This is a genomic window from Mycobacterium sp. IDUB_1, from assembly GCF_055419625.1.
This window is the reverse complement of sequence record NZ_JBVAYA010000002.1, coordinates 93,493-117,849: the sequence shown is the minus strand read 5'-3', so window position 1 is coordinate 117,849 and position 24,357 is coordinate 93,493. Positions and strand designations below refer to the sequence as shown.

Annotated in this window: 21 protein-coding genes; 6 read left to right on the top strand and 15 right to left on the bottom strand. The window is 67.5% G+C overall.

Going from position 1 to position 24,357, the window contains the following annotated elements:
• Nucleotides 1-3 precede the first annotated feature (3 nt).
• From ACZYYX_RS13305 to ACZYYX_RS13295, 3 genes are read right to left on the bottom strand one after another with little or no spacing between them, the layout of a single operon-like run.
• Nucleotides 4-489, bottom strand: coding sequence for a glutathione peroxidase (locus ACZYYX_RS13305; RefSeq protein WP_463814997.1), 486 nt, complete (start codon nucleotides 487-489; stop codon nucleotides 4-6).
• Nucleotides 486-2,609 carry a S9 family peptidase gene (locus ACZYYX_RS13300; protein WP_463814996.1) on the bottom strand — a complete coding sequence of 708 codons (2,124 nt, stop codon included), beginning with the start codon at nucleotides 2,607-2,609 and terminating at the stop codon, nucleotides 486-488. The genes ACZYYX_RS13305 and ACZYYX_RS13300 overlap by 4 nt, the downstream gene beginning before the upstream one ends.
• Entirely contained in the window at nucleotides 2,606-3,499 is an 894-nt protein-coding gene (locus ACZYYX_RS13295) for a phosphoribosylaminoimidazolesuccinocarboxamide synthase (protein ID WP_463814995.1), read from the bottom strand. The genes ACZYYX_RS13300 and ACZYYX_RS13295 overlap by 4 nt, the downstream gene beginning before the upstream one ends.
• Before the next feature lie 52 nt (nucleotides 3,500-3,551).
• Here ACZYYX_RS13295 and ACZYYX_RS13290 point away from each other — a divergent pair, with 52 nt between their 5' ends.
• A complete protein-coding gene (locus ACZYYX_RS13290) occupies nucleotides 3,552-4,184 on the top strand; it encodes a hypothetical protein (protein WP_463814993.1) in 633 nt (210 codons plus the stop codon).
• On the opposite strand, the gene ACZYYX_RS13285 is transcribed toward ACZYYX_RS13290, so the two are convergent.
• The 3 genes from ACZYYX_RS13285 to purB are packed head-to-tail and all read right to left on the bottom strand — an operon-like array spanning nucleotide 4,181 to nucleotide 7,412.
• Nucleotides 4,181-4,735, bottom strand: coding sequence for a DUF1707 SHOCT-like domain-containing protein (locus ACZYYX_RS13285; RefSeq protein WP_463814992.1), 555 nt, complete (start codon nucleotides 4,733-4,735; stop codon nucleotides 4,181-4,183). The genes ACZYYX_RS13290 and ACZYYX_RS13285 overlap by 4 nt on opposite strands.
• Nucleotides 4,736-4,746: 11 nt before the next feature.
• Nucleotides 4,747-5,985, bottom strand: coding sequence for a cytochrome P450 (locus ACZYYX_RS13280; protein WP_463814991.1), 1,239 nt, complete (start codon nucleotides 5,983-5,985; stop codon nucleotides 4,747-4,749).
• Entirely contained in the window at nucleotides 5,982-7,412 is a 1,431-nt protein-coding gene (gene purB / locus ACZYYX_RS13275; protein WP_463814990.1) for an adenylosuccinate lyase, read from the bottom strand. Before purB ends, ACZYYX_RS13280 begins: the two co-directional genes overlap by 4 nt.
• A gap of 32 nt (nucleotides 7,413-7,444) precedes the next feature.
• On the opposite strand from purB, the gene relZ reads away from it, so the two are divergent.
• On the top strand, nucleotides 7,445-9,151 hold the full coding sequence (gene relZ, locus ACZYYX_RS13270; RefSeq protein WP_463814989.1) for a bifunctional ribonuclease/(p)ppGpp synthase: 1,707 nt from the start codon (nucleotides 7,445-7,447) through the stop codon (nucleotides 9,149-9,151).
• 5 nt (nucleotides 9,152-9,156) lie between these two features.
• Here relZ and ACZYYX_RS13265 read toward each other — a convergent pair whose 3' ends face one another.
• The 7 genes from ACZYYX_RS13265 to ACZYYX_RS13235 form a co-directional block, all read right to left on the bottom strand.
• Nucleotides 9,157-10,290, bottom strand: a complete 1,134-nt coding sequence (locus ACZYYX_RS13265) for an aromatic ring-hydroxylating oxygenase subunit alpha (protein ID WP_463814988.1) — start codon at nucleotides 10,288-10,290, stop codon at nucleotides 9,157-9,159.
• Nucleotides 10,291-10,323: 33 nt separating this feature from the next.
• Nucleotides 10,324-11,523: an NAD(P)/FAD-dependent oxidoreductase gene (locus ACZYYX_RS13260; protein ID WP_463814987.1), complete on the bottom strand. Its 1,200-nt coding sequence runs from the start codon at nucleotides 11,521-11,523 to the stop codon at nucleotides 10,324-10,326.
• The gene (locus tag ACZYYX_RS13255; protein WP_463814986.1) at nucleotides 11,520-11,876 is read right to left on the bottom strand and encodes a bifunctional 3-phenylpropionate/cinnamic acid dioxygenase ferredoxin subunit; all 357 of its coding nucleotides are present in this window, start codon (nucleotides 11,874-11,876) and stop codon (nucleotides 11,520-11,522) included. The genes ACZYYX_RS13260 and ACZYYX_RS13255 overlap by 4 nt, the downstream gene beginning before the upstream one ends.
• 202 nt (nucleotides 11,877-12,078) lie before the next feature.
• Nucleotides 12,079-13,665, bottom strand: a complete 1,587-nt coding sequence (locus ACZYYX_RS13250; RefSeq protein WP_463815785.1) for a BCCT family transporter — start codon at nucleotides 13,663-13,665, stop codon at nucleotides 12,079-12,081.
• A gap of 218 nt (nucleotides 13,666-13,883) precedes the next feature.
• Nucleotides 13,884-14,663 (bottom strand): IclR family transcriptional regulator, encoded by a 780-nt coding sequence (locus ACZYYX_RS13245; protein WP_463814985.1) that lies wholly within the window; start codon nucleotides 14,661-14,663, stop codon nucleotides 13,884-13,886.
• Nucleotides 14,664-14,696: 33 nt separating this feature from the next.
• Complete coding sequence (locus ACZYYX_RS13240) at nucleotides 14,697-15,341, bottom strand: TetR/AcrR family transcriptional regulator (protein ID WP_463814984.1); 645 nt, start codon at nucleotides 15,339-15,341, stop codon at nucleotides 14,697-14,699.
• 4 nt (nucleotides 15,342-15,345) lie between these two features.
• A complete protein-coding gene (locus tag ACZYYX_RS13235; protein WP_463814983.1) occupies nucleotides 15,346-16,719 on the bottom strand; it encodes a flavin-containing monooxygenase in 1,374 nt (457 codons plus the stop codon).
• 203 nt (nucleotides 16,720-16,922) lie between these two features.
• Between ACZYYX_RS13235 and ACZYYX_RS13230 the strand changes: the two genes are divergently transcribed.
• Together ACZYYX_RS13230 and purU are read left to right on the top strand one after the other, a co-directional pair.
• Nucleotides 16,923-19,376 carry a GcvT family protein gene (locus tag ACZYYX_RS13230; protein ID WP_463814982.1) on the top strand — a complete coding sequence of 818 codons (2,454 nt, stop codon included), beginning with the start codon at nucleotides 16,923-16,925 and terminating at the stop codon, nucleotides 19,374-19,376.
• The gene (purU, locus tag ACZYYX_RS13225; RefSeq protein ID WP_463814980.1) at nucleotides 19,373-20,224 is read left to right on the top strand and encodes a formyltetrahydrofolate deformylase; all 852 of its coding nucleotides are present in this window, start codon (nucleotides 19,373-19,375) and stop codon (nucleotides 20,222-20,224) included. The genes ACZYYX_RS13230 and purU overlap by 4 nt, the downstream gene beginning before the upstream one ends.
• A gap of 19 nt (nucleotides 20,225-20,243) precedes the next feature.
• Here purU and ACZYYX_RS13220 read toward each other — a convergent pair whose 3' ends face one another.
• Nucleotides 20,244-20,921 (bottom strand): GntR family transcriptional regulator, encoded by a 678-nt coding sequence (locus ACZYYX_RS13220; protein ID WP_463814979.1) that lies wholly within the window; start codon nucleotides 20,919-20,921, stop codon nucleotides 20,244-20,246.
• Nucleotides 20,922-20,987: 66 nt separating this feature from the next.
• The gene (locus ACZYYX_RS13215) at nucleotides 20,988-21,659 is read right to left on the bottom strand and encodes a GntR family transcriptional regulator (RefSeq protein WP_463814978.1); all 672 of its coding nucleotides are present in this window, start codon (nucleotides 21,657-21,659) and stop codon (nucleotides 20,988-20,990) included.
• A 100-nt stretch (nucleotides 21,660-21,759) separates the two neighbouring features.
• Between ACZYYX_RS13215 and glyA the strand changes: the two genes are divergently transcribed.
• A complete protein-coding gene (glyA, locus tag ACZYYX_RS13210) occupies nucleotides 21,760-23,088 on the top strand; it encodes a serine hydroxymethyltransferase (RefSeq protein WP_463814977.1) in 1,329 nt (442 codons plus the stop codon).
• The gene (locus ACZYYX_RS13205; RefSeq protein ID WP_463814976.1) at nucleotides 23,085-24,353 is read left to right on the top strand and encodes a sarcosine oxidase subunit beta family protein; all 1,269 of its coding nucleotides are present in this window, start codon (nucleotides 23,085-23,087) and stop codon (nucleotides 24,351-24,353) included. The genes glyA and ACZYYX_RS13205 overlap by 4 nt, the downstream gene beginning before the upstream one ends.
• The last annotated feature ends 4 nt before the right edge of the window (nucleotides 24,354-24,357 follow it).

Sequence of the window (24,357 nt, the reverse complement as noted above, 5' to 3'; positions counted from 1 at the left end):
CGGCTACCCGAGGAGGCGCTCGATCGCCGCGATGACCTCCGGCGCGTCGGGTGCGGTTCGGGGCCGGAACCGTGCGACCACCTCGCCGCCGGGCGCGAGCAGGAACTTCTCGAAGTTCCACTGCACGTCACCTGCCTCGCCGCTGCCGTCGGGGGTCTCGGTCAGCGTTGCGTAGAGCGGATGCCGGTCGGGCCCGTTGACGTCGGTCTTGGCCAGCAGCGGGAACGTCACACCGTACGTCGTCGAGCAGAACGTCTGGATCTCTTCGGCGGTGCCGGGCTCCTGTCCCATGAACTGGTTGCAGGGCACCCCGATCACCGTCAGACCGCGGTCGCGGTAGTCCTTGACGAGTTGCTCCAGAGCGCTGTAGTGCGGCGTGAGGCCGCACTTGGAGGCGACGTTGACCACCAGCGCGGCGCCGCCGGCCAATTCACCCAGCGTGGTGGTTTCGCCGTCGAGAGTGGTGAGGGCAGTGTCAGTGATGCTCATGGAGCCGACGCTACGTCGGCTCCCCGCAATCCCGCCACATCGAGCATCCACGCGTACTGGAATGCGGTCTCTTTCCAGCGTTCGTAGCGTCCGCTGATGCCTCCGTGACCGGCGTTCATCTCGGTCTTCAGCAGCACGCGGGCTCCGTCGCTGTCGGGGTCGAGCTGCGCGTGACGCAGCGCGGCCACCCACTTCGCGGGTTCGACGTAGTAGACGCGGGTGTCGTTGAGCGACGTCATCGCCAGGATCGCGGGATAGCGCTTGGCTTCGACGTTCTCGTACGGCGCGTAGGACTTCATGTACCGATAGACCTCGGCATCATCGAGGGGGTTGCCCCATTCGTCCCACTCGGTGACCGTCAGCGGTAGCGACGGATCGAGGATCGTGGTGAGCGGATCGACGAACGGCACGGCGGCCAGGATGCCGGCGAACAGGTCGGGCGCCATGTTGGCGACCGCGCCCATCAGCAGGCCTCCCGCGCTGCCGCCGTAGGCCACCATCGTCTCGGCTGTCGTGACGCCTGTGTCGACGAGATGCTTTCCCGCGGAGATGAAGTCGGTGAACGTGTTCCGCTTCTCCAGCAGCTTGCCGTGCTCGTACCACGGCCTGCCCAGTTCGCCGCCGCCGCGTACGTGTGCGACCGCGTACACCATGCCGCGGTCGAGCAGTGAGAGCCGGGCGATCGAGAACCGCGGGTCCTCGCACGATTCGTAGGCGCCGTAGCCGTAGAGCAGCAGCGGTGCGGGCGTGCTGACACCGACCCGGTGGATGATCGACAACGGCACGCGCGCACCGTCTTCGGCGATCGCCCAGTCTCGGCGTTCGACGTACTCCTCGGGCCGGTAGTCGCCGAGCACCGGTTGCTCGCGCAGCAGAACTCGCTCACCGGTGGTCAGGTCGAGGTCGTAGATCCGTACCGGCGTGACGAACGATGTCGACCCGATCCGCAAGCGCGGCGCCGACCAGTTGGGGTTGGCGGACAGCCCCACCGACATCAGTTCGGAGTCGAAGCTCACCTCGCGCGCCTCACCGTAGCCGCGACCCTGTAGGGGCCACAGTTGAATCCGCGGCAGCGCCTCGCTGCGGTAGCTCACCACCAGCAGATCGGCGAACGCGTCGACGGCATCGAGGCGGACATCGTCACGATGTTCGATCAGGGTGCGCGTGGCCGACAGGTCGGCGACTGGCGCCTCGACAAGAGTGAAGTTCTCCGCACCGTCGTTGTGCAGGATCAGGAACCGGTCCTCGTCGGCGACGACGGCGTGTTCGACGGAGTACTCGACACCGTCGCGACGGGGCCACACGATGGTGAAGTCCGCGTCCGCGTCGGCCGCGTCGGCGTAACGCATCTCGGAGGTGATCGCGCTGCCCGCCGCGATCATCACGTACCGGTTGCTGCGTGTGCGCCCGCAGGCTACCCAGAACCGTTCGTCCGGTTCGTGATACACCTTCTCGGCGGGCAGGCCGGCGCCCAGCCGGTGTCGCCACACGGTGTCGGGCCGCCATGCGTCGTCGACGGTCACGTAGTAGACGGTCTTGTTGTCGGCAGCCCAGGTGGCCCCGGCGCCGATCCCGACGATCTCATCGTCGTAACGCTCTCCGGTCCGTAAATCCTTGAACCGCAACGTGTATCGCTCATCCCCGACGACGTCGACGGAATAGGCGAGCACGTTGCCGTCGACGCTGACGCTGGCGGCACCGAGGGAGAAGAAGTCGTGCCCTTCGGCTTCAACGTTCTCGTCGAGCAGGACCTGCTCCCCCGGGATGTCGGCGTCTTCGGTCAGGTGCGGCGGCGTCCAGTCGTCAGGATCGGTGACAGGGCACCGGCAGTGCACGCCGTACTGCTTGCCGGCGAAGCTGCGTCCGTAGTACCACCAGTCGCCGCGCCGCGTCGGCACCGACAGATCGGTCTCCTTGGTGCGGGCCTTGATCTCGTCGAAGATCGACTGCCGCAGCGGAGCCAGATCTGCGGTGACGTGCTCGGTGAAGGCGTTCTCCGCTTCGAGGAGGTCGATCACCTCGGCGCTGTCCTTCTCCCGCAGCCACTCGTAGGGGTCGACGAACACGTCACCGTGGTGCTCTCGTCGATGCTCGACACGTTTCGCCACCGGCGGCTTCACCGCTGTCCTCCGATCCAGTCCGCGAAGCTTCGACCCGAAATGCGTTCGTAGGCTTCGATGTATCGTGCTCGGGTCGCCTCGACGATGTCCGACGGCAACGGCGGTGGCGGTCGGTCGCCGTGCCGGTCCCATCCCGAGTCCGGGCCGGTGAGCCAGTTGCGGACGAATTGCTTGTCGAAACTGTTCTGCACGGCACCTTCGGTGTAGTCGTCGGCGCGCCAGTAGCGCGACGAGTCGGGGGTGAACACCTCGTCGGCGAGGGTCAGCACACCGTCGGCGTCGACCCCGAACTCGAACTTGGTGTCGGCGACGATGATGCCTGTGGTGAGTGCGTGCTCGGCGCCGTGGCGGTAGGTCTGCAAGGTCAGGTCGCGCAGCTCCTCGGCCCGTGCGCTGCCGACGAGGTCGACGACGTCGTCGTAGCTGATGTTGACGTCGTGGTCGCCCAGGTCGGCCTTGGTCGCCGGGGTGAACAGCGCCTCGGCGAAGCGGCTGGCCTCCATCAGACCCGGGGGCAGGTCGATCCCGCAGACGCTGCCGGTCTTCTGGTAGTCGATCAGCCCCGAGCCGGTCAGGTAGCCACGCGCGACGGCCTCCACGGGCAGCATGTCGAGTTGGCGCACCAGCAGCGCGCGGCCCAGCACGTCCTCGGGGATCCGCGGATCGTCGGGCGGGCCGGCGAGATGGTTGGGTACCGGCAGGAAGTCGAAGAAGAACACGCTCATCGCGGTGAGGATGCGGCCCTTGTCCGGGATCTGACTGTCGAGGATGTAGTCGTAGGCCGAGATGCGGTCGGTCGCGACGAACAGCAGGTGTCCCTCGTCGACCCGGTAGAGCTCACGAACCTTGCCGCTGGCCAGGTGCTGGTAGTCGGACAGAGCGGGACGCATCGGGTCAGCCTATCGGGCCATCGTGGGCGCTCTGTGTGCTGTGATCGATCGCATGAAATCGCGGTGGGTTCCCTATGCCACGACGCCGGCGCGGCTGCTGCGGCAGTTGTTCAGCGACGTCGTCATCGTCGCCTGGACCACCGTCTGGGTGTTCGTCGGCCTGGCGGTGCACTCGGCCGTGGCGGTGATCGCCGAGTTCGGCTACCAGGTGCAGAGCGGCGCCAACGGTGTGGCGGGCAATCTCGACTCGGCCGGCAACAGCGCCGGCGACGTGCCGCTCATCGGCGACTCGCTCGCCAAACCGCTCAGCGCGGCCGGTGACGCCGCCAGGGAGATCGCCGGGGCAGGCCAGTCGCTCGGTGTGACCGCGGGGTGGCTGGCCTGGCTGTTGGCGCTGGCGGTGGCCGCTCCCCCGATCCTGGCGCTGATGATGCCGTGGCTGTTTCTGCGGGTGCGGTTCTTCCGTCGTCAGTGGACCGCGGTGACACTGGCGTCGACGCTCGCCGGCGAGGAGCTGCTCGCGCTGCGGGCGCTGGCCAACCGTCCGCTGCCCAAGCTCGCCGCCGTCACCGCCGACCCGGTCGGTGCGTGGCGCAGCCAGGATCGGGCGGCGATCCGCGGGCTGGCGGCCCTCGAGTTGCGGGCGACGGGCATCCGGGCCACGAGCTTTCGAGCCCCGGATTAACGCAGGAACCGGCGCAGCGTCGCACCGAACGGATGCCGCACGGTGAGGGAGCCGAACCGCACCTTGCCCGTCACGACGAGATGCAAACCGGTCGCCGTCGGGGCGGTCGGCACCTTCACCGACAACGACGAACCGACGTTGTTCAGGCCGTTGAGGTCCGCGGTGGCGCCGTCGGGCAGGATCATGTCGGTGGAGCTGCAGTAGTCGTCGACGTCGATGCGCACCACCGGACCCGGCACCACGGCGGAGGTGAAATCGAGCGTCGTCGAACACATCCGGGTGATCACCCGAAGATGCGGCGGCACGGTCCACTGGCCTTTACGGGTGATGCTCGACATCCGACTGCGCACCTCCTCGGGTGCTGAAGCCGGCACCGGTTGACGGCGCACGTGAGGCAGGTCCGCGATCACCGTGTCCAGTTCACCGCGGGTGCGCGCGGCCAGCGCGACATCGGCGCGCTCGCTGTATTCGTCGAGTGTCAGCATGCCGTGGCCCACCGCCTGCTCGAGGATCTGCATCACCGCAGTGCGATCGGCGTCGGACGCTCTCATGTCCGGAGTCACTACTCCATCACTACCATCAGGTGCCGCAGACCTGTGTGCCGATTGCTTCTCGTCCACTCCGCCGGCGCGGCCAGCCGCATGGCCGAGAACCGGCTCAGCAGTTCGGAGAAGATCACCCGCAGCTCCAGCCGGGCCAGGTTGGCGCCCAGGCAGTAGTGCACGCCCTGCCCGAAACCCAGGTGAGGGTTGGGTTTTCGGGCCACGTCGAACCGGTCAGGGTCGGCGAACACCGCCGCGTCGCGGTTGGCCGACCCTTCCCACACCAGAACCTTCTGCCCGGCGTCGATGTGGTGATCACCCAGTGTCGTCGGTCGGGTCGTGGTGCGGCGCTTCGACGGCGAGGGAGAAGTCCACCGGACCATCTCCTCGATCGCCGTCGGCAGTGCGGCCGGCTCGGCACGCACGGCGGCGTACGCGGCCGGGTTCTCGATGAGCGCGAGCAGCCCGCCGGCGATCGCGTTGCGGGTGGTCTCTGCCCCGGCGCTGAAGAGCAGGCTGAAGAACAGATAGCTTTCCAGGTCGGACAGCTCGGGGTCGGTGGAGTTGACCACCACCGACAGCATGTCATCGCTGGGCGCGGCCCTTTTCGCGGCGATCAGCTCCTGACCGTAGGCGAACATCCGGGAGCCGGCCTCCTCGACGGAGAGCCGTGAGATGGTGGCGCTGCGGGCGTCGCCGAAGTCGAAGCTCGGTTCGATGGCTTCGAACAACCAATGCCGTTCGGTCTCCGGCACGCCCAGCAGGATGCAGATCATCTGCATCGGGATCTCGGCCGCGATCTCGGTGACCACGTCCACCGGCTCGCCCGGCCGGACGGCGTCCAGCAGCCGGCGAGCCCGCACCCGCAGGTCGTCCTCGACGCGTCGGATCATCCGCGGCGTCAAGCCGGAACTGACGAGACGGCGCACCGAGGCGTGGCGCGGGTCGTCCATCATGTTGAGCAGCTGACCGGCGATCGGCAGGTCCTGCAGGAGGGTGCCGCCGAAGGGCCGGTCACCACCGGTCACCGACGAGTAGGTGTCCGGATCGCGCAGCACGGCAAGGGTTTCCGCATGGGTGGCCACCGACCAGAAACCCTCGCCGTCGGGGGTGTTCTCGGTCGGCGGGTGCCAGTACACGGGGGCGTGCTCGCGGTGGCGCGTGAACAGCTGGTGGGGAAAGCCCGCGGCGAAGTTGTCGAGATCGGTGAGGTCGATCCCGCGCCACCCAGAAGTCGAAGCGTCCGCGGGTGCCGTCACAGAATGGCGCCCGAGGTGTAGTCGGCCGCGCCCGGATAGCGCGCGACGAGATCGTCGACGGCGGCGATGACCCGGTCCACCTGATCGGCGGCCGCGCCGGTGAAGGCCGCCTTGTCGGCCAGCGCGCCGTCGAGGGCAGAGCGGTCCAGGGGCAGCCGCGGGTCGGCGGCCAGCCGGTCCAGCAGGTCGGGTTCCGCGCCGCGCTCGCGCATCGCCAGCGCCACCGCGACGGCGTGCTCCTTGATCACCTCGTGCGCGGTCTCGCGGCCCACGCCGGCGCGCACCGCGGCGATCAGGATGCGCGTCGTCGCCAGGAACGGCAGGTAGCGGTCGAGCTCGCGCTGGATCACCGCCGGGTACGCACCGAATTCGTCGAGCACGGTGAGGAACGTCTCGGTCTGCCCGTCGATGGCGAAGAACGCATCGGGCAGCGCGACACGGCGTACCACCGAGCAGAACACGTCACCCTCGTTCCACTGCGCGCCGGCCAATTCCGCGGCCATGGAGGCATATCCGCGCAGGATCACCTGCAGCCCGTTGACCCGCTCGCAGCTGCGGGTGTTCATCTTGTGCGGCATCGCCGACGAGCCCACCTGGCCGGGCGCGAAGCCTTCGGTGACCAGTTCGTGGCCGGCCATCAGGCGGATGGTGTGCGCGAACGACGACGGGCCGGCGCCGAGTTGCACGAGTGCGGACACCACGTCGTGGTCGAGGGAGCGCGGGTACACCTGGCCGACGCTGGTCAGGATGTCGGTGAAGCCGAGGAACTGTGCGACCCGCGTCTCGAGGTCGGCCAGTCGGGCGGTGTCGCCGTCGAACAGGTCGAGCATGTCCTGGGCGGTGCCCATCGGCCCCTTGATGCCGCGCAACGGATAGCGGGCGATGAGTTCGGAGATGCGGCGCAGTGCGACCAGCGTCTCCTCGGCGGCGGAGGCGAACCGCTTGCCCAGCGTGGTGGCCTGGGCTGCGACGTTGTGGCTGCGGCCGGCCATCACGAGGTCGCGGTAGAGCGCGGCCCGCTCGGCGAGCCGGGCGGCGACGGCGATGCCGCGCGCATGGACGAGTTCCAGCGACCGCCGGATCTGCATCTGTTCGACGTTCTCGGTGAGGTCGCGGCTGGTCATGCCTTTGTGCACGTGCTCGTGGCCGGCGAGTGCGTTGAACTCCTCGATGCGGGCCTTGACGTCGTGGCGTGTGACCCGTTCCCGCGCCGCGATGGAGTCGAGGTCGACGTTCTCCAGGACGCGCTCGTAGTCGTCGACCACACCGGCAGGGACCTCGACGCCGAGTTCGGCCTGCGCCCGCAGCACGGCCAGCCACAGCCGACGCTCGGCGACGATCTTGGCTTCCGGCGACCAGATCGCGACCATCTCCTCGCTGGCGTAGCGATGGGCCAGGACATCGGGAATCGACGCGCGGTTGCTCACGGCCCAACAGCCTATCGGGCACAGTAGGGGCCATGTATTTCGTCGGTCTGGACCTGGCGTGGGGCCAGCGCAAACCCACCGGTGTCGCCATCGTCGACGACGCCGGCAGGCTGGTGGCGGCGTCGGCGGCCACCGACGACGCGAGCATCCGCTCGATGGTCGCGCCGTATGTGGGGGGCGAGTGCGTGGTGGGCATCGACGCTCCGATCGTGGTGCGCAATCCGACCGGCCAGCGGCCGGCCGAGCGGGCGCTCAATGCCGACTTCGCGAAGTTCCAGGCCGGCGCGCATCCGTCGAACATGGGCAAGCCGGAGTTCGCGGACGGGACGAGGGCGGGGCGGCTCGCCGAGGCCCTCGATCTGGACATCGATCCGCGCGGCCACGCGCCGCGCCGCGCGCTCGAGGTGTATCCGCACGCGGCCACGGTGGCGTTGTTCCGGCTGGGCCGCACGCTGAAATACAAGGCGAAGCCCGGCCGTTCGGTGGCGCAGCTGCAGGCCGAGCTGCTGCGGTTGATGGATCTCGTCGAGGGGCTGGCGACCGCGGAGCCCTCGCTGCGAGTGGCGGACTCCCCCGACTGGGCGCGGTTGCGGGTGAACGCCGAAAGTGCCGAACGCAAAAGCGAATTGCGTCGCGTGGAAGATCCCGTCGACGCCGTCGTCTGCGCCTACGTGGCGCTCTACGCCGCCCGCCGTCCCGAGGGGTTGACCTTCTACGGCGACGCCGAGACCGGATGCATCGTGACGCCGACGTTGCCGTCGGACCTGACACCCGCCCCGCCCGAGCCGACACCCGGGGTTGTGCACGAGGCGATCGCGACCTACACGCAGCGGCGCCCGCAGCTGGTGGCTTCCACCACGCGGTACCTGACGATGGTGACGGCGCTCCTCGACGACGCGGGCATCGACTATCTGAGCGTGACGGCGCGCACCAAGTCGGTGGCGTCGTTCGCCGCCAAGGCCGACCGGCACGTGGACGGGCGCCGGCTGTACGCCGATCCGCTCTCGGAGATCACCGATCAGATCGGCCTGCGGGTGATCACGTATCTGCGCGACGACGTCGCCGCGGTCGCGCGTCTGCTCGGCCAGGAGATGCAGCTGCTCGACGATCGCGACATGGGGGTGGAAACCGCCAGCGAGGGCCGGTGGGGGTATGCCAGCCGGCATCTGCTGCTGGCCACCGAGGGTGAGCAGCAGCCGGCATCGGTGCAGGTGCGCACGATCCTGCAGCACGCGTGGGCGGAGTTCGAGCACGACGTCCGCTACAAGGGCTCGATCCCCGAGGAGGACGCCCCCGACCTGGATCGGCGGTTCACCCTCGCCGCGGGCCTGCTGGAGCTCGCCGACCGCGAGTTCTCGGCGATCCGGGAGCGGCTGCGGTCGACCACGCCGGCCGAACGGCCGCAGAGCGCCGGTGAGGCGGGCATTCCGACGCCGGTGCTGGCCACGTATCTCGCCAACCGCTTCCCCGACGCCGGCTGGTCACGCACCGACCACTACGGCTGGATGGCCGGCCTGCTCCTCGATCTCGGCATCGACTCGATCGACGAGGTCGACGCTGCGCTGGCCAGGGTCGACACCGACGCGGTCAACGCCGCGATGGACTATCGCTTCCCGCCGGGTGCGGTGCGGCGTCTCGATGACGCACTGCTGGCGGCGTACGGCAGGCGCTACATCGACCTGCCCGGCAATTCACATCGAATCCAGTTGCTGGAGAACAGGTCCGAACGTCTGACCTGAGGCGCTCACACCGCGAGCATGCCGCGCAGCCAGTCGTGGAAGGCTCCGATGTGGTGCTCGCTGGGCACCAGCACGCCGCCGGCGCGGTACACCCGCGAATTCATCGCCGGCTGGCACCGTTCGGCCGCTTCGAAGTCCTGGCTGTTGACCCGGTGGAACAGTTCCACCGAATGGCTGACGTCACGACCGGATTCGACGACGTCAGGCAGGTACAGCCAGTCGCACTCGACCACGGTGCGGTCGGCGGCCACCGGGAACATCCGGTGCACGATCACATGGTCGGGCACCAGGTTCACGAACACCTGCGGGCGCACCGTGATCGCGTAGTAGCGGCGGTCCTGCTCTGGTGTGACGCCGGGGATGTGATCCAGACCTTCGGAGCCGTCGATCGTGAAACCCTGGACATCCTCGCCGAATTCGGCGCCGTGTCCGACGTAGTACTGGGCTGCGTAACCATCGGCGAACTCGGGCAACACCTCGGTCAGTTCGGGGTGGATGGTGGCACAGTGGTAGCACTCCATGAAGTTCTCGACGATCAACTTCCAGTTGGCCTTGACGTCGTAGACGATGCGGCGGCCCACGCTCAGCTCGGCGATGCCGTAGCCGTCGATCGACTCCAGGTCGCCCAGGCGATCGACGATCTCCTGCATCACCGTGTCCTCGAAGGACGGCGGCTCGTCGGCCAGACACACCCACACGTATCCCAGCCATTCGCGCACGGCGATCTTTCGCAGCCCGTACTCGACCCTGTCGATGTCGGGCATCTTGGTCAGGTTCGGGGCGGCGATAAGCTTGCCGTCCAGATCGTATGTCCATGCGTGATAAGGACATTGGAATGCCCGTCGCACCTCGCCGCCGTGCTCGGTGCACAGTTGAGCCCCGCGGTGACGGCAGACGTTGAAAAACGCGTTGACCGCTCCCGTGCGTGATCTGGTGACCAGGACGCTCTCACGGCCCACCTGGACCGTCTTGAAGGCACCGGGCTTGTCCAGATCCGAGGAGCGCACCACACAGAACCACATGGCCTCGAAGATCTTCTGCTGCTCGAGCGCGAAGACCTCGGGGTCGGTGTAGTAGTGGCCGGCCAGCGTGGAGATGAGGCTCTCGGGTAGTTGAGGCGCCGCTTCGAACGTGGTCATGGGACTCCTGAGAATGAGGCGGGACTGCAAGTATCAGACGGCAACCGGAGGTGCCGCGAGTTGGCGGCGCCAACGGGTGAACAGCTTGGGCTGGTCCACGCCGAGCACGGCGACCAGCTGCCCGGCACGCCGGTAGGTGGCGAGGAAACTGCCGCTTTCGCAGCTGCCCACTTCGATGGTGACCTCGTCGTCGGGAAGTGCGTTGCCCGCGAACTGGATCCGCGAGCCGTACTGATCAGACCAGAAGTACGGCGCCTTGACGGCGGTGCCGCAGTCGAGCCCGCCTGACAGGAGCGCGGCGACGGCGATCGCGGGCCGCTCGAGTGCGCCCGTCCAGTGCTCGACGCGACGCGCGACGCCGGTCGACGCGTCGTGCCAGGCCGCGCAGTCACCGACTGCGACGACGTTGGGGATGTTCGTCTGGCCGCTGGGGCCGCAGATGACGCCGTTGCCGAGGTCCAGGCCGCTGCCCTGGAGCCATTCGATGTTCGGGATTCCGCCGATGCCGACGACAACGACGTCGGCCGGCAGGTGGCGACCGTCGGCCAGGTCCACTCCGGTGACCCGGTCCACACAGTCGGAGTCGCGCGGCGCGCGTTTCTGCCCGGTCAGGCCCGCCACCCCGACGCCGCAGATCAGTGTCGTGCCGTGGGCGGCGTGCGCCTGCGCGACGACCGCGCCCAGGCGCGCGCCGAGTTGCACCTGCAACGGTGTCGGCGCGGCCTCGACGACGGTCACGTTCATACCGAGTTTTCTTGCGGTGGAGGCGACCTCGGCTCCGATGAAGCCCGCGCCGATCACGACCATCTGACCGCCTGGTCGCAGTTCCGAGCGCAGCGCGATCGCGTCGTCGATGGTGCGGATGACATGGATTCCGGCCATCGCCTCGCAGCCGGGCCAGCGCCGGGCGCGCGATCCAGTGGCGATCACGAACCCGTCGGCGTGCACGCGGCGTCCGTCGGCGAGTTCGACGGTGTTCGAGGTGGTGTCGAGTGCGGTCGCGGCCGAGCCGAGCAACCACTCGGCGGCCAGGTCGTCGGTGTCTTCGAGGCTCAGGTCCTCCTCGGTCACGACGCCGGCGAGGAAATCCTTCGACAGCGGCGGGCGGTCGTACGGCCGCCGGGCCTCGTCGCCGATGACGGTGATACGGCCCGTGAACCCTTGTGCGCGCAGGGCTCTGACGGCCGACAGGCCGGCCAGCGATGCTCCGATGACGGCGATGTGCTGCATCATTGCCCCTGGCCGAGACGCGCGCGGATGTCGGGCGGGAGGTTGGGCTTCTCGGTGCTGAGCTCGACGCGGATCATGCCGTCGTCGATGACGACGGTGTGGGTGCGCACGGGCAGTTTGGCGGGAGGCGCGTCGACGGCCCCGGTACGCAGGTTGAAGCGCGACGCGTGCAGCGGGCATTCGACCTCACAGCCTTCGAGCCATCCGTCGGCCAGTGAGGCATCCTGATGCGAGCACGTGTCGTCGATGGCGAAGACCTCGCCACTTTCGGTGCGGAAGACGGCAATCGGCGGGTCCGCGACGACGCGGACCGACTCGCCCGGCGGCAGGTCGGAAAGCGGGCAGACGTCGAGCATGTGTTGCCTTCCTGTTTCGGTTAGATGACGCGTATTAAGGAACGCAATTCGTAATACGCAACAGTGTGTGGGCCGTCACAGACCTTGTCAAGCCGAACGGGGGCATCTCTCACTGTGAGTTTCCTGACCCTCTTCCGACGATGAAAGCACTGGTCGCCGCATCATGCGGGCCATGCGGCGACCAGTCCCGTCGACACTCGTTCTAGGGGGTCGGGTCGGGAACCCGCGTCTCGTCGGGGACGGCCGTTTTCTCCAGATCGGCCATCATCGGATCTCGCGTGACGTCGAGGAACAACGACACGCACATGCCGATCATCACGAGCACGAACGGCGCGGCCACGATGATCGTCATCGTCTGCAGGCCGTTGAGCGCGTCGTTGCCGCCGGCCCACAGCATCAGCACGGCGACCGCACCGGTGCTCAGGCCCCAGAATGCGACCACCCACCGCGAGGGATACACCGAGCCGCTCTGCGAGAGCGTGCCCATCACCATCGACGCGGCGTCGGCACCCGAGACGAAGAAGATCGCGACCAGCGCCATCACCAGGAGGGAGGACAGACCGGCCAGGGGCATGTGGCTCAGCAACCCGAACAGTGTGGACTCGGGCTCGCCGCTGCCGAAGATGTCCTCACCGTCGCGCTGCAACCCGATTCCCGCTCCGCCGAAAATGACGAACCACAGCAGGCTGACGGTGGTCGGGATCAGGATCACGCCGACGACGAACTGCCGGATGGTGCGGCCCCGGCTGATCCGCGCGAGGAACATGCCGACGAACGGCGTCCAGCTGATCCACCACGCCCAGTAGAAGATGGTCCACGAGGAGAGCCACTTCTCGGTGTCGCCGCCGGCTTCGGCGGAGCGGGCCGACATGGCCGCGAGATTGGCGAGATAGTCACCCAGCGCCGTCGGCAGCAGATTGAGGATCAGCACTGTGGGGCCGACGACGAAGACGAAGACGGCCAGGATGAGCGCCAGCACCATGTTGATGTTGGACAGCCATTGGATGCCGCGCGACACTCCGGAGACCGCGGACGCGACGAAGGCGAGGGTGAGCAGCGCCACCACGGCCACGAGCAGCAGCGTGCCCGCCTTGCCAACCCAGCCGAGAACCTCGATGCCCGAACCGATTTGGAGTGCACCGAGGCCGAGCGACGCCGCGGTACCGAACATGGTCGCGAAGATCGCGAGGATGTCGATGGTCTTGCCGACCGGCCCTTCGATGCGTTTGCGGCCGAAAATCGGGATGAATGACGCGCTGATCAGCTGGCGACGACCCATGCGATAGCTGCCGTAGGCAATGGACAGGCCGACCACCGCGTACATCGACCACGGGTGGAAGCCCCAGTGGAACAGGGCCGTGGCGAGCGCGGTGCCGGCCTTGGAGTCGGCCAGCCCGGGCGGCGGGTTGACGAAGTGGGTCAGCGGTTCGGTCACGCCCCAGAAGATCAGCCCGATCCCCATGCCTGCACTGAACATCATCGCGACCCAGCTCACGGTGTTGAACTCGGGCTTCTCACCGTCTTTGCCGAGCGGAATCCGGCCGTAGCGGCTCAGCGCCAGCCAGGCGGCGAACAACACGAAACAGCTGGCGGAAACGATGAACACCCAGCCCATGTTGCTGACCACCCAGCTCAGGATCGCCGACATCGTCGCGCTGAACGGCGCGGGGGCCAGCAGACCCCAGGCGAGGATGGCGACGACGATCAGTGCCGTGACGCCGAAGACCACCTTGTCGGTGACCGGCGGCCGCTGACACAGTGGGACCTCGTCCTCGTGACCGGGAGGTATCGGCGCACCGGGCCCCGGAAACGTGTGGTGCAGCTTGGCTTTCAGCTCGTCAGCGTCGAGCTGATGTTCATGTTGTGCAGTCACCTTTGTCACTCCCGACCAGTCCTGAACGCGTGTGACGAAAGCCACACTCGTGATATATTAGAACGCGGCGCAGTGATACACCACCCGGTCGAGCGAAATTTACCGAGGGAAACGTGCTGGAAACGCTGCGGGCGTCAGCCCCGATAGCCCATGCGTTCGGAAACCGAGGCCGCCGCGGCGACGACTGCCGGAACCACCTCGCGGGCGCGGGCGTCGTCGAGTCGATACACCGGGCCCGAAACGCTCAGCGCGGCGATGACGATGCCGGCGTGATCCCGGATCGGTGCCGCCACGGCGGTCAGCCCGTGTTCCAGCTCCTCGGTGGACACCACGTAGCCGTCGGCCGCGATCACCGCCAGTTGGCGTTCGAGCTCGTCGAGGGACGTGACCGTGCGGTCGGTGTATCGGGTCAGGCGGGCCTCGGAGAGGACATCGCGGCGCGCTTCTGCAGACATGTGGGCCAGCAGGATCTTGCCGCTGGAGGTGGCGTGCAGTGGGGTCAGCTCGCCGACCCAGTTGTGGCTGCCGACCGACCGCGGACCGCGGGCCTGATCGACGTTGACGGCGTAGTGCGACCGCAGCACCGCGATGTTGACGGTCTCCCCCAGCTCGACGGCCAGTCGCTCACAGATCTCCCGGCCCTGCTGGGTGATGTCGAGCTGGCCGGACACCGCGTTGGACAGGCGCAGCAGGCCGAAGCCGAGACGGTACTTGCCCCGATCGTGCGCCTGCTCGACCAGCTCGTGGTCTTCCAGCGCCGACAGCAGCCGCGACACCGTGGATTTGTGCACGCCGATCTCGTTGGCGAGTTCGGTGACGCCGACCTCGCCGAGGCGGGCCAGGATCTCGAGCACGGACACTGCGCGGTCGACGGACTGCACACCTCCGCCCGAGTCGGAGCTCCCGCTGCTCATCGCAGCGACACTACCGGGGCGGGGACGGTGCCCTCATGGCGCGCTGCCGAAGATCGCAGCGGTCCAGACGTGGGTGAGCGAGCGATGCACGTCGTCGGCAGTGTCGAGACCGTAGCCGCGCAGGAATCGCTCCAGAACGCGTTCGTTGAGCGAGAGCAGTGAATGCGCGAGATCTCGCGAGGAACACCCCGCTTCGTGCCCGCGGTGCTCGTCGATGTAGGCCGCCACGAAGTCCTCGTAGCGGGTCAGCCACGATTCCCAGATGGCTCGCGTGTCGGCATTGGCGTCCCGGGCGTCGAGCATCGCCTGAAAACTGTTGCGCTGTGCGACCCAGGACTCGACGGTGTGCAACAGAACTCGCGAGAGGTTCTCGCGGGGGTCGCCGCTTCCACCCAGAACTTCAGCGGCATCGCTGATCTGAGCATCGAAGATGCCGGCCAGCAGATGCGTCACGGCCTCGTTCTTGCTGCTGAAGTAGAAGTAGAACGCCGACCTCGCCAGCCCGGCTTCGCCGGCGACGTCGGCCACCGAGACCTCGGCCAGTGACTGCCTGTCGAGTCGGTGCGCGAGGGCGGCCAGCAGCCTGGATCTGCGTTCTTCCCCGCGCGGCTGCGGACGCTGTGTGCTGCGTCCCGACGGCCGCGCCTCCGAATCAACGGCCGTGCGATCAACGGCCATGCGATCAACGGCCATGCGTCGACGCCTGCGGGATGCGGCCGGTGAGCCTCACGGGGCCCTGCCGCGCCGCCCGGCGGGCGCCTGCCGGGAGTTCCCGCTTGCGCATGTCGCGCTCGTAGTCGAAGTAGTCCACCTGCTGCGTGTGCCGCGGCCGATCCGCGAAATGGCCGATGTACTTGCGCTCGTCGGCAGCGATGGTCGCGTGCATCTCGCGGATCGACGGCGGTCGATAGGTTCCGCCGAGGTAGGCCGCGGCCATGCGGGCCTGGCATTCGACGAACGGGAACAACGTGGGCAGCGCCTGGGCGAAGCCCACGAAGATCAGGTCGTCGAGCTCGGGCTTGAGTATCCGCTTGTACAGGGGCAGCTTGTTGTTCGGGGCGCTGAGGAAGTCGGGATCGAAGAACGGGAACGTGATGTTGTAGCCCGTGGCGTAGATGATGACGTCGGCCTGCACCGACGATCCGTCGACGAAGTGCACCGTGTCGCCGTCGAGGCGTTCGATGTTCGGCTTGGCGACGGCGTCGCCCGCGCCCAGTCGCATCAGCAGTTCGGCCGACTGCGTCGGATGTGCCTCCAGGAAGTGATGATTGGGCGTGGGCAGTCCGTAATGCTCGGGGTTGCCGAAGAGCAACCGGGGAACCGGCCGCATCAGGCGGCGCTGCCACGACAGCGGAATGACCGGCAATGTCCTGGCGATCTTGTCCGCGGTCACGCCGAAGACGTACTTCGGCACCACCCAGGCGCCCGAGCGGGTGGACAGGTAGACCGTGTTCTGCCATGCCTTCTGGGACAGTTCGGAGACGACGTCGGCCGCGGAGTTCCCGATTCCGACGACGATGATGCGCTTGCCCTTGAGGTCCAGGGGCTCGGTCGGGTCGATGTAGGCGTGCGAGTGGATGGTCTCGCCGTCGAAGTGGCCGGGGAAGTCGGGGAATCTCGGGTCCCAGTGGTGACCGTTGGCGACCACCAACGCGTCGTAGTCGCGGCTGCGGCCATCGCTGGTGTCGATGCGCCACCCGCCGCCCGGGTAGCGGTGTGCGTGCTGGACCGCGGTGTCGAAGCTGATCCGTTGCCGCAGACCGAAGGCGTCGGTGTAGTCGTCGAGGTAGTCCTTGATCTGGGAGTGGTGCGGATAGTCCGGCAGGCTCGGGTCCATCGGGAAATCCTTGAAGCACAGCAGATCCCGTGATGTGTCGATGTGCAGCGAGCGGTACGCGCTCGAGTGCCCGTTCGGGTTGCGGAATGCCCAGTTGCCGCCGACCCGGTCGGACGCTTCGAAGCAGTCGAAGTCGACGCCGGCGTCCTGCAGGTTCTTGGCGGTGGTGAGGCCGCTGATGCCGGCTCCGATGATCGCGGTGCGCGGTGTGCTGTGCATGTCGCTCCTGAGGGGATTGTGGCGTCGCTCACGCTCTCCGGACAACCTACGGAGAAAACCTGACAGCAGTCAAGATTTTGATGGGCAATTTCTACGGCGCGTTCGAATACTTGCCCGGCTCCCCGCACAGGTTGACCACCGATGTCCGGCACTTTAGGTTGGTATATCAGTTGTTGATCAATCATCAAGGAGTGGCCACGCACATGGGATCCCCTCGCGTCGTGATCATCGGTGCCGGCATCGTCGGCACCAACCTGGCCGATGAGCTGACCGCCCGCGGCTGGGACCGCGTGACGGTCCTGGATCAGGGGCCGCTCCCGCTGACCGGCGGATCGTCGTCGCACGCGCCGGGCCTGGTGTTCCAGACCAACTCCTCGAAGACCATGACGACGTTCGCGTCGTACACGGTGGAGAAGTTCCTCGCGCTCGACGTCGACGGCGCGTGGTGCTTCAACCAGGTCGGCGGCCTCGAGGTAGCGACCACCGAGGATCGGCTCGCCGAGCTGCATCGCCGCCACGGCTGGGCCACTGCGTGGGGAGTGGGCGCGCGGGTCATCGACCCGCAGGAGTGCGCCAAGCTCCATCCGTTGCTCGATCCCGCACGCGTCCTCGGCGGGCTGTACGTCGAGACCGACGGACTGGCCAAGGCGTCGCGGGTCGTCGTCGCCCTCGCCCGGCGCGCGCAGAGTCGCGGTGCCGAATTCCGTGGCTCGACGAAGGTGGTCGGGATCGAACACAGCGGAGGCAAGGTCACCGGCGTCGCGACGACGACAGGGACGGTGCCCGCCGACATCGTGGTGTCCTGCGGCGGATTCTGGGGACCCGAACTGGGCGCGCTCGTCGGTATGGAAGTGCCCCTGCTTCCCCTGGCACACCAGTACGTGAAGACCCACCAGATCCCCGAGCTGGCCGGGCGCAACACCGAGGCCTCCGAGGCCGGCTTCCCGATCCTGCGCCATCAGGACCAGGACCTGTACTTCCGCGAGCACGTCGACCGCCTCGGCATCGGATCGTATGCTCACCGGCCGATGCCGGTGGATCTGCGCGAGCTTCCCGACGGTGAGATCACCTCGGACGCAATGCCGTCGATGCTGGCGTTCACCGAGCAGGATTTCGCGCCGGCTTGGGAGCAGAGCAAGCTCCTGCTGCCCTGTCTGCAGACTGCGACCATCGATTCGGGCTTCAACGGGATCTTCTCGTTCACCCCCGACGGCGCTCCGTTGGTCGGTGAATCGCCGGACGTCGCCGGATTCTGGATCGCCGAGGCGGTCTGGGTGACGCACTCGGCCGGTGTCGCGCGCGCCGTCGCGCAACTGCTGGTCGACGGCCGGTCCGAGGTCGCGCTGAACGGCTGCGACGTGCATCGCTTCGAAGAGGTGCAGCTCGACCCCGATTACGTCAGCGAGACCTCCCAGCAGAACTTCGTCGAGGTCTACGACATCCTGCATCCGTTGCAGCCCAAGGAATCCCCCCGCGATCTGCGTGTCAGTCCGTTTCACACGCGCCAGAAGGAACTCGGGGCGGTGTTCCTGGAGGCGGCCGGCTGGGAACGGCCGCACTGGTTCGAGTCCAATGCCGACCTCGTCGCCGAGCTGCCCGCGCAATGGCAACCGCCGCAGCGTGATCGGTGGGCAGGCATGTTCCATTCGCCGATCGCCGCCGCGGAAGCATGGCGCACCCGGACGGCCGTCGCCCTCTACGACATGACGCCGTTGAAGCGCCTGGAGGTCACCGGACCCGGCGCCCTGGCGCTGCTGGAGCGGCTCACCACAGGCAAGATGGACAAGTCGGTCGGATCGGTCACCTACACACTGATGCTCGACGCCGCCGGCGGTGTGCGCAGCGACGTCACGGTCGCCCGCCTGGCGGCCGACACCTTCCAGATCGGCGTCAACGGCAACCTCGACCTCGACTACGTCCGCCGTCAGGCCGACGACAGCGTGGTCGTGCGGGACATCACCGGCGGCACCTGCTGCATCGGCGTCTGGGGGCCTCTCGCCCGCGATCTGGTGTCGGCACTGAGCCACGACGATTTCTCCAACGAGGGCTTCAAGTACTTCCGGTGCAAGCAGGTTCGCATCGCCGGTGTGCCGGTGACCGCGATGCGGCTGTCCTACGTCGGTGAACTCGGGTGGGAGCTCTACACGACCGCCGAACACGGTCTGCGACTGTGGGATGCGCTGTGGGCGCAGGGCCAGCGCCACGGGGTGATCGCGGCGGGCCGGGCCGCGTTCAACAGCCTGCGCATGGAGAAGGGGTACCGCTCCTGGGGTACCGACATGACCACCGAACACAACCCCTACGAGGCCGGTCTCGGTTTCGCCGTCCGCCCGCAGAAGGACGGCTACCTCGGATACGAGGCACTCGCGGGCGCCTCCGACGACACCGTCGAGCGTCGGCTGGTCTGCCTGACCGTCGACGACGGCCAGTCGGTCGTCCTCGGTTCCGAACCGGTGCTGCTCGATGGTGAGCCGGCCGGCTACATCACCAGCGCGGCGTTCGGGCACACGGTCGGCACCCCGATCGCCTATGCCTGGCTGCCCGCATCGGTGACCGTCGGAACTCCTGTGGAGATCGCGTACTTCGACCGTCGGGTGGCGGCCACCGTCGTGGCCGAACCGCTCGTCGATCCCGAGATGGCGAAGACTCGCTCATGACACAGACATTCACGTTGACGCTGAGCTGCCCGCAGCGGCCCGGCATCGTGCACGCCGTGAGCTCGTTCCTGTTCTCCCGCCGCTACGACATCGCCGAACACCAGCAGTTCGACGACGACGTGAGCCAGTCGTTCTTCCTGCGCACCACGTTCTGCTGCCCCGACGACGGAGTGGACGCGGCCACTCTGGTCAACCAGTTCTCCTCGGTAGCAGCAGGTTTCGACATGACATTCCGGATCGACGGCACGCGACCGCCACGGGTGCTGGTGATGGTGTCGAAGCTCGGGCACTGCCTCAACGACCTCATCTTCCGTTGGCGTGCAGGGACTCTCGGTGGCGAGTTGATCGCGGTCGTGTCCAATCACGAGGTGCTGCGACCGATGGCCGAGGCCGCCGGCCTGCCGTTCGTGCACATCCCGGTGACGCCGAGCACCAAACCCGAGGCCGAAGCCGAACTCATGCACGTGGTCGAGGACATGGACGCCGAGGTCGTGGTGCTGGCGCGCTACATGCAGGTGCTCTCCGACGAGACGTGCACCGCGCTACGGGGCCGCGCCATCAACATCCACCACTCGTTCCTGCCCGGTTTCAAGGGCGCCAAGCCCTATCACCAGGCCTACGACCGCGGGGTGAAGATGGTCGGCGCGACGGCCCACTACGTGACCCCGGATCTGGACGAGGGCCCGATCATCGAGCAGGAAGTCATCCGGATCGACCACTCCTACAACCCCGCTCGGCTCGCGACAGTCGGGCAGGATGCCGAGGCGCTCGCACTCTCCCGGGCCGTGCGCTGGCATTGCGAGAACCGGGTGCTGCTCCACGGTCACCGCACCGTGGTGTTCCGCTGACGGTCAGACGACCCGATAGTCACACGACGGCACGGACCGCTTCTTCGAACCCGGTGACGTGAGCCAGCGCGATGGCGGCTGCCGCATCGCCATCGCCCCCGGCGATGGTCCGCAGCAGGGCGGTGTGTTCGCCGACGTGGTGGGCGACGACCGTGAGCCGGTCGAGGAACAGGCAGAAGATCCGGGTGGCCAGGTTGTCGTAGCGGATCAGGACGTCTTCCAGATGTGGGTTGCCCGCGGCGGTGTAGATGGCGCGGTGCACGCGCAGATCCCAACGCATGAGTTCGCGGCGATCGATGGTGGCGATCTCGAGGGCCTCGGTCTGGTCGGCGAGTTCGAGCAGGTGCGTGCGCATCGAGGCCGATGCGTTCTCGGCGGCGGTGCGGGCGGCGACCGGTTCGAGGTTGACCCGGATCTGCGAAATGTGGCGCAGGTCAGCGACATCCACACCTGTGGCGAACGTGCCGCGGCGCGGGAAGGAGATGACGAGCCGGTCGGCTTCGAGGCGCTTGAGGGCTTCCCGCACCGGCGTGCGGCCCAGCCCCAGGCTCGCGGCCAGCTCGCTCTCCACGATCGCCTCGTTGGGCCGGATGTCCAGCATGATCAGTTTGTCCTGGATGATCAGGTAGGCCTGATCGGCCAGCGACAACGCGGCGAGATCGACCTCGCCGAGCGACTCCACTCCGACAACCGTCACCGACACAATCCTTTCGCTGGTGCGCCGATGATATATCAGTGTTTCGCCGACGTTACCGCAACACCGTCACAGCAACGCGCGGATGGCCTGCTCGAAACCGGTGACGTGCGACAGCGTCAGCGCAGACGCAGTCTCACTGTCACCGGCGACGATCGCGTCCAACAGAGCGATGTGTTCGCGGACGTGGGTGACGACGTCCGGGAGCCGGTCGAGGAACAGACACCAGATCCGGGTGGCGTGGGCGTCGAGGCTCACCAGCACCGCCTCGAGATGAGGATTCTGCGCCGCGCGATAGATCTCCCGGTGCACGCGCACATCGTGGCGCAGCACCTCCCGCGGATCGTCGGAGTCGCCGATCTGCTGGATACTGTCGGCGAGACCGGCCAGTGTGCGACGCGACTCCGGCGTGGCCACTCGCGCGGCGCGCGCGGCGGCCAACGGCTCCAAATGGTTTCGGATCTCCGAGATGTCGGCCAGGTCCTTCATGTCGACCGCGGTCGCGAACGTCCCGCGCCGCGGGTACGCGACCACCAACCGGTCCCGCTCGAGCCGTTTGAGCGCGTCGCGCACGGGGGTGCGACCGACTCCGAGTTCGGCGCCGAGCCGGTCGTCGTTGATGGGTTCGCCTGGCCTGATGTCGAGCATCACCAGTCGTTCCCGCACCGCTTCGTAGACACGGTCGGCCGTGCTCTCGACACCGGCGTCGGCGTCGCCGGCTGTCACCACCGATGAAGTCATGACCGCTCCTCTGCGCGCTGTTGACGTGGACGCGAACTGATCCTAATCTATCCGACAGTTGATATATTAGTCACGTATCAATCAAGCCAGAAGGGCCACCATGACCGTCGACACCGCTACCCCGGCCTCGGCCCACGGCGCCAATCCGATTCTGGGCGAAACCCTGGCCACCATCGATCATGAAGTGCACGAGGCGATTTCGGCGGAACTGGCACGCCAGCAGAACACGCTGGAGATGATCGCCAGCGAGAACTTCGCCCCGCTCGCCGTCATGGCTGCCCAGGGTTCGGTGTTGACGAACAAGTACGCCGAAGGCTATCCCGGTCGGCGGTACTACGGCGGGTGCGAGCACGTCGACGTCATCGAGCAGCTCGCGATCGACCGGCTCACGAGCCTGTTCGGCGCGTCCTACGCCAACGTCCAACCGCATTCCGGCGCGCAGGCCAACGCAGCCGTGATGGCCGCGCTGCTCACTCCCGGCGACACCATCCTCGGGCTGACCCTGGCCCACGGCGGCCATCTCACCCACGGCATGAAGCTGAACTTCTCCGGCAAGCTCTACGATGTCGCGGCCTATCAGGTGGCCGAACATGACCATCGGATCGACATGGCCGAGGTGGAGCGGCTGGCCCACGAGCGCCGGCCGAAGCTGATCCTCGCCGGCTGGTCGGCCTATCCGCGGCACCTCGACTTCGCCGAGTTCCGGCGCATCGCCGACGACGTCGGCGCCTACCTGATGGTCGACATGGCCCACTTCGCCGGCCTGGTGGCGGCCGGCCTGCACCCGTCCCCCGTACCGCACGCCCACGTGGTCACCTCGACCACGCACAAGACACTCGGCGGCCCCCGCGGCGGTGTCATCATGACCAACGACGAGGCGTTGGCCAAGAAGATCAATTCCGCTGTCTTCCCCGGCCAGCAGGGCGGCCCCCTCGAGCACGTCATCGCCGCCAAAGCCGTGTCATTCCTGCTCGCCGCGCAGCCGGAGTTCCGTGAGCGCCAGGAACGGACGCTGGCGGGCGCCGCGATCCTCGCCGATCGCCTGCTGCAGAAGGATTCGCGCGCGGCCGGCATCAACGTGGTGTCCGGCGGCACCGACGTCCACCTGGTGCTGGTGGATCTGCGCGATTCCGAGCTGGACGGAAAGCAGGCCGAGGACCGGCTGCACCGAGTCGGAATCACCGTGAATCGCAACGCCGTTCCCTTTGATCCGCGGCCGCCGATGATCAGTTCCGGTGTGCGAATCGGGACCGCGGCGCTGGCCACCCGCGGATTCGATCTCGACGGCTTCACCGAGGTCGCCGACGTCATCGCCGCGGCGCTGCGCCCCGAGGCCGACGACGCCGATCTCGACGCACTGCGCGCCCGTGTCGACGTGCTGGCGCGCCGCTTCCCGCTGTACCCCGAGCTGACGGAGACCGCACTGTGACATCACACGCGACGACATCACACGCGACGACATCACTTTCCACCCCTCCTGGCGCGCACCTACCCGACCATCCCGAATTCCTCTGGCGGACACCCGAACCGAAGAAGACCTACGACGTCGTCATCGTCGGCGGAGGTGGACACGGCCTCGCGACGGCACACTACCTGGCCAAGAACCACGGCATCACCAACGTCGCCGTGCTCGAGCGCGGCTGGCTGGCCGGTGGCAACATGGCCCGCAACACCACGCTGATCCGCTCCAACTATCTGTGGGACGAGAGCGCCCAGATCTATGAGCACGCACTCAAGCTCTGGGAGACCCTCGAAGAGGACCTGGACTATCCGATCCTGTTCAGCCAGCGCGGTGTTCTCAACCTCGCCCACAGCCTGCAGGACGTGCGCGACAGCGTGCGCCGCGTCGAGGCCAACAAGCTCAACGGCATCGATGCCCAGTGGGTGGACCCTGACGAGGTCAAGAAGCTCTGCCCGATCGTCAACGTGTCCAGCGAGATTCGCTATCCGGTGCTCGGCGCGACCTACCAGCCCCGGGCCGGGATCGCCAAACACGACTACGTCGCCTGGGGTTTCGCCCGGCGCGCCGATCAGGCCGGAATCGACATCATCCAGAACTGCGAGGTCATCGGTTTCGAGACCGACGGTGACCGGGTGACCGCAGTGCGCACCACCCAGGGCACCATCGGGGCGGGCCGGGTCGCCCTGTGCGCGGCCGGACACACCTCGACGCTGACCGACATGCTCGGCATCCGCACACCGCTGCAGAGCCACCCGCTGCAGGCTCTGGTCTCCGAGCTGCTGGAGCCGGTGCACCCGACGATCGTGATGTCGAATGCGGTGCACGTCTACGTCTCCCAGGCGCACAAGGGCGAACTCGTGATGGGCGCAGGCATCGACTCCTACAACGGGTACGGTCAGCGCGGCGCCTTCCACGTGATCGAGCGCCAGATGGCCGCCGCCGTCGAACTGTTCCCGGTGTTCGCCCGGGCCCATCTGCTGCGCACCTGGGCGGGCATCGTGGATGTCTGCCCGGATGCCTCCCCCATCGTCGGGCGCACGCCCTTCGAGAACCTCTACCTCAATGCCGGTTGGGGCACAGGCGGTTTCAAAGCCACCCCCGGAATCGGGTGGTGCTTGGCCGACACCCTCGCCACCGGCGAACCGCACGACTTCATCGCACCGTTCAGCCTCGACCGGTTCGTCACCGGCGCGCTGGTCGACGAACACGGCGCCGCGGGCGTCGCACACTGACGAA

Excerpts from the sequence above, each read along its gene's own strand:
- ACZYYX_RS13305 (WP_463814997.1), bottom strand. The coding sequence starts at position 489 with ATGAGCATCACTGACACTGCCCTCACCACTCTCGACGGCGAAACCACC.
- ACZYYX_RS13295 (WP_463814995.1), bottom strand. The coding sequence starts at position 3,499 with ATGCGTCCCGCTCTGTCCGACTACCAGCACCTGGCCAGCGGCAAGGTT.
- ACZYYX_RS13290 (WP_463814993.1), top strand. The coding sequence starts at position 3,552 with ATGAAATCGCGGTGGGTTCCCTATGCCACGACGCCGGCGCGGCTGCTG.
- ACZYYX_RS13285 (WP_463814992.1), bottom strand. The coding sequence starts at position 4,735 with ATGAGAGCGTCCGACGCCGATCGCACTGCGGTGATGCAGATCCTCGAG.
- relZ (WP_463814989.1), top strand. The coding sequence starts at position 7,445 with ATGTATTTCGTCGGTCTGGACCTGGCGTGGGGCCAGCGCAAACCCACC.
- ACZYYX_RS13265 (WP_463814988.1), bottom strand. The coding sequence starts at position 10,290 with ATGACCACGTTCGAAGCGGCGCCTCAACTACCCGAGAGCCTCATCTCC.
- ACZYYX_RS13260 (WP_463814987.1), bottom strand. The coding sequence starts at position 11,523 with ATGATGCAGCACATCGCCGTCATCGGAGCATCGCTGGCCGGCCTGTCG.
- ACZYYX_RS13255 (WP_463814986.1), bottom strand. The coding sequence starts at position 11,876 with ATGCTCGACGTCTGCCCGCTTTCCGACCTGCCGCCGGGCGAGTCGGTC.
- ACZYYX_RS13245 (WP_463814985.1), bottom strand. The coding sequence starts at position 14,663 with ATGAGCAGCGGGAGCTCCGACTCGGGCGGAGGTGTGCAGTCCGTCGAC.
- ACZYYX_RS13240 (WP_463814984.1), bottom strand. The coding sequence starts at position 15,341 with ATGGCCGTTGATCGCACGGCCGTTGATTCGGAGGCGCGGCCGTCGGGA.
- ACZYYX_RS13235 (WP_463814983.1), bottom strand. The coding sequence starts at position 16,719 with ATGCACAGCACACCGCGCACCGCGATCATCGGAGCCGGCATCAGCGGC.
- ACZYYX_RS13230 (WP_463814982.1), top strand. The coding sequence starts at position 16,923 with ATGGGATCCCCTCGCGTCGTGATCATCGGTGCCGGCATCGTCGGCACC.
- purU (WP_463814980.1), top strand. The coding sequence starts at position 19,373 with ATGACACAGACATTCACGTTGACGCTGAGCTGCCCGCAGCGGCCCGGC.
- ACZYYX_RS13215 (WP_463814978.1), bottom strand. The coding sequence starts at position 21,659 with ATGACTTCATCGGTGGTGACAGCCGGCGACGCCGACGCCGGTGTCGAG.
- glyA (WP_463814977.1), top strand. The coding sequence starts at position 21,760 with ATGACCGTCGACACCGCTACCCCGGCCTCGGCCCACGGCGCCAATCCG.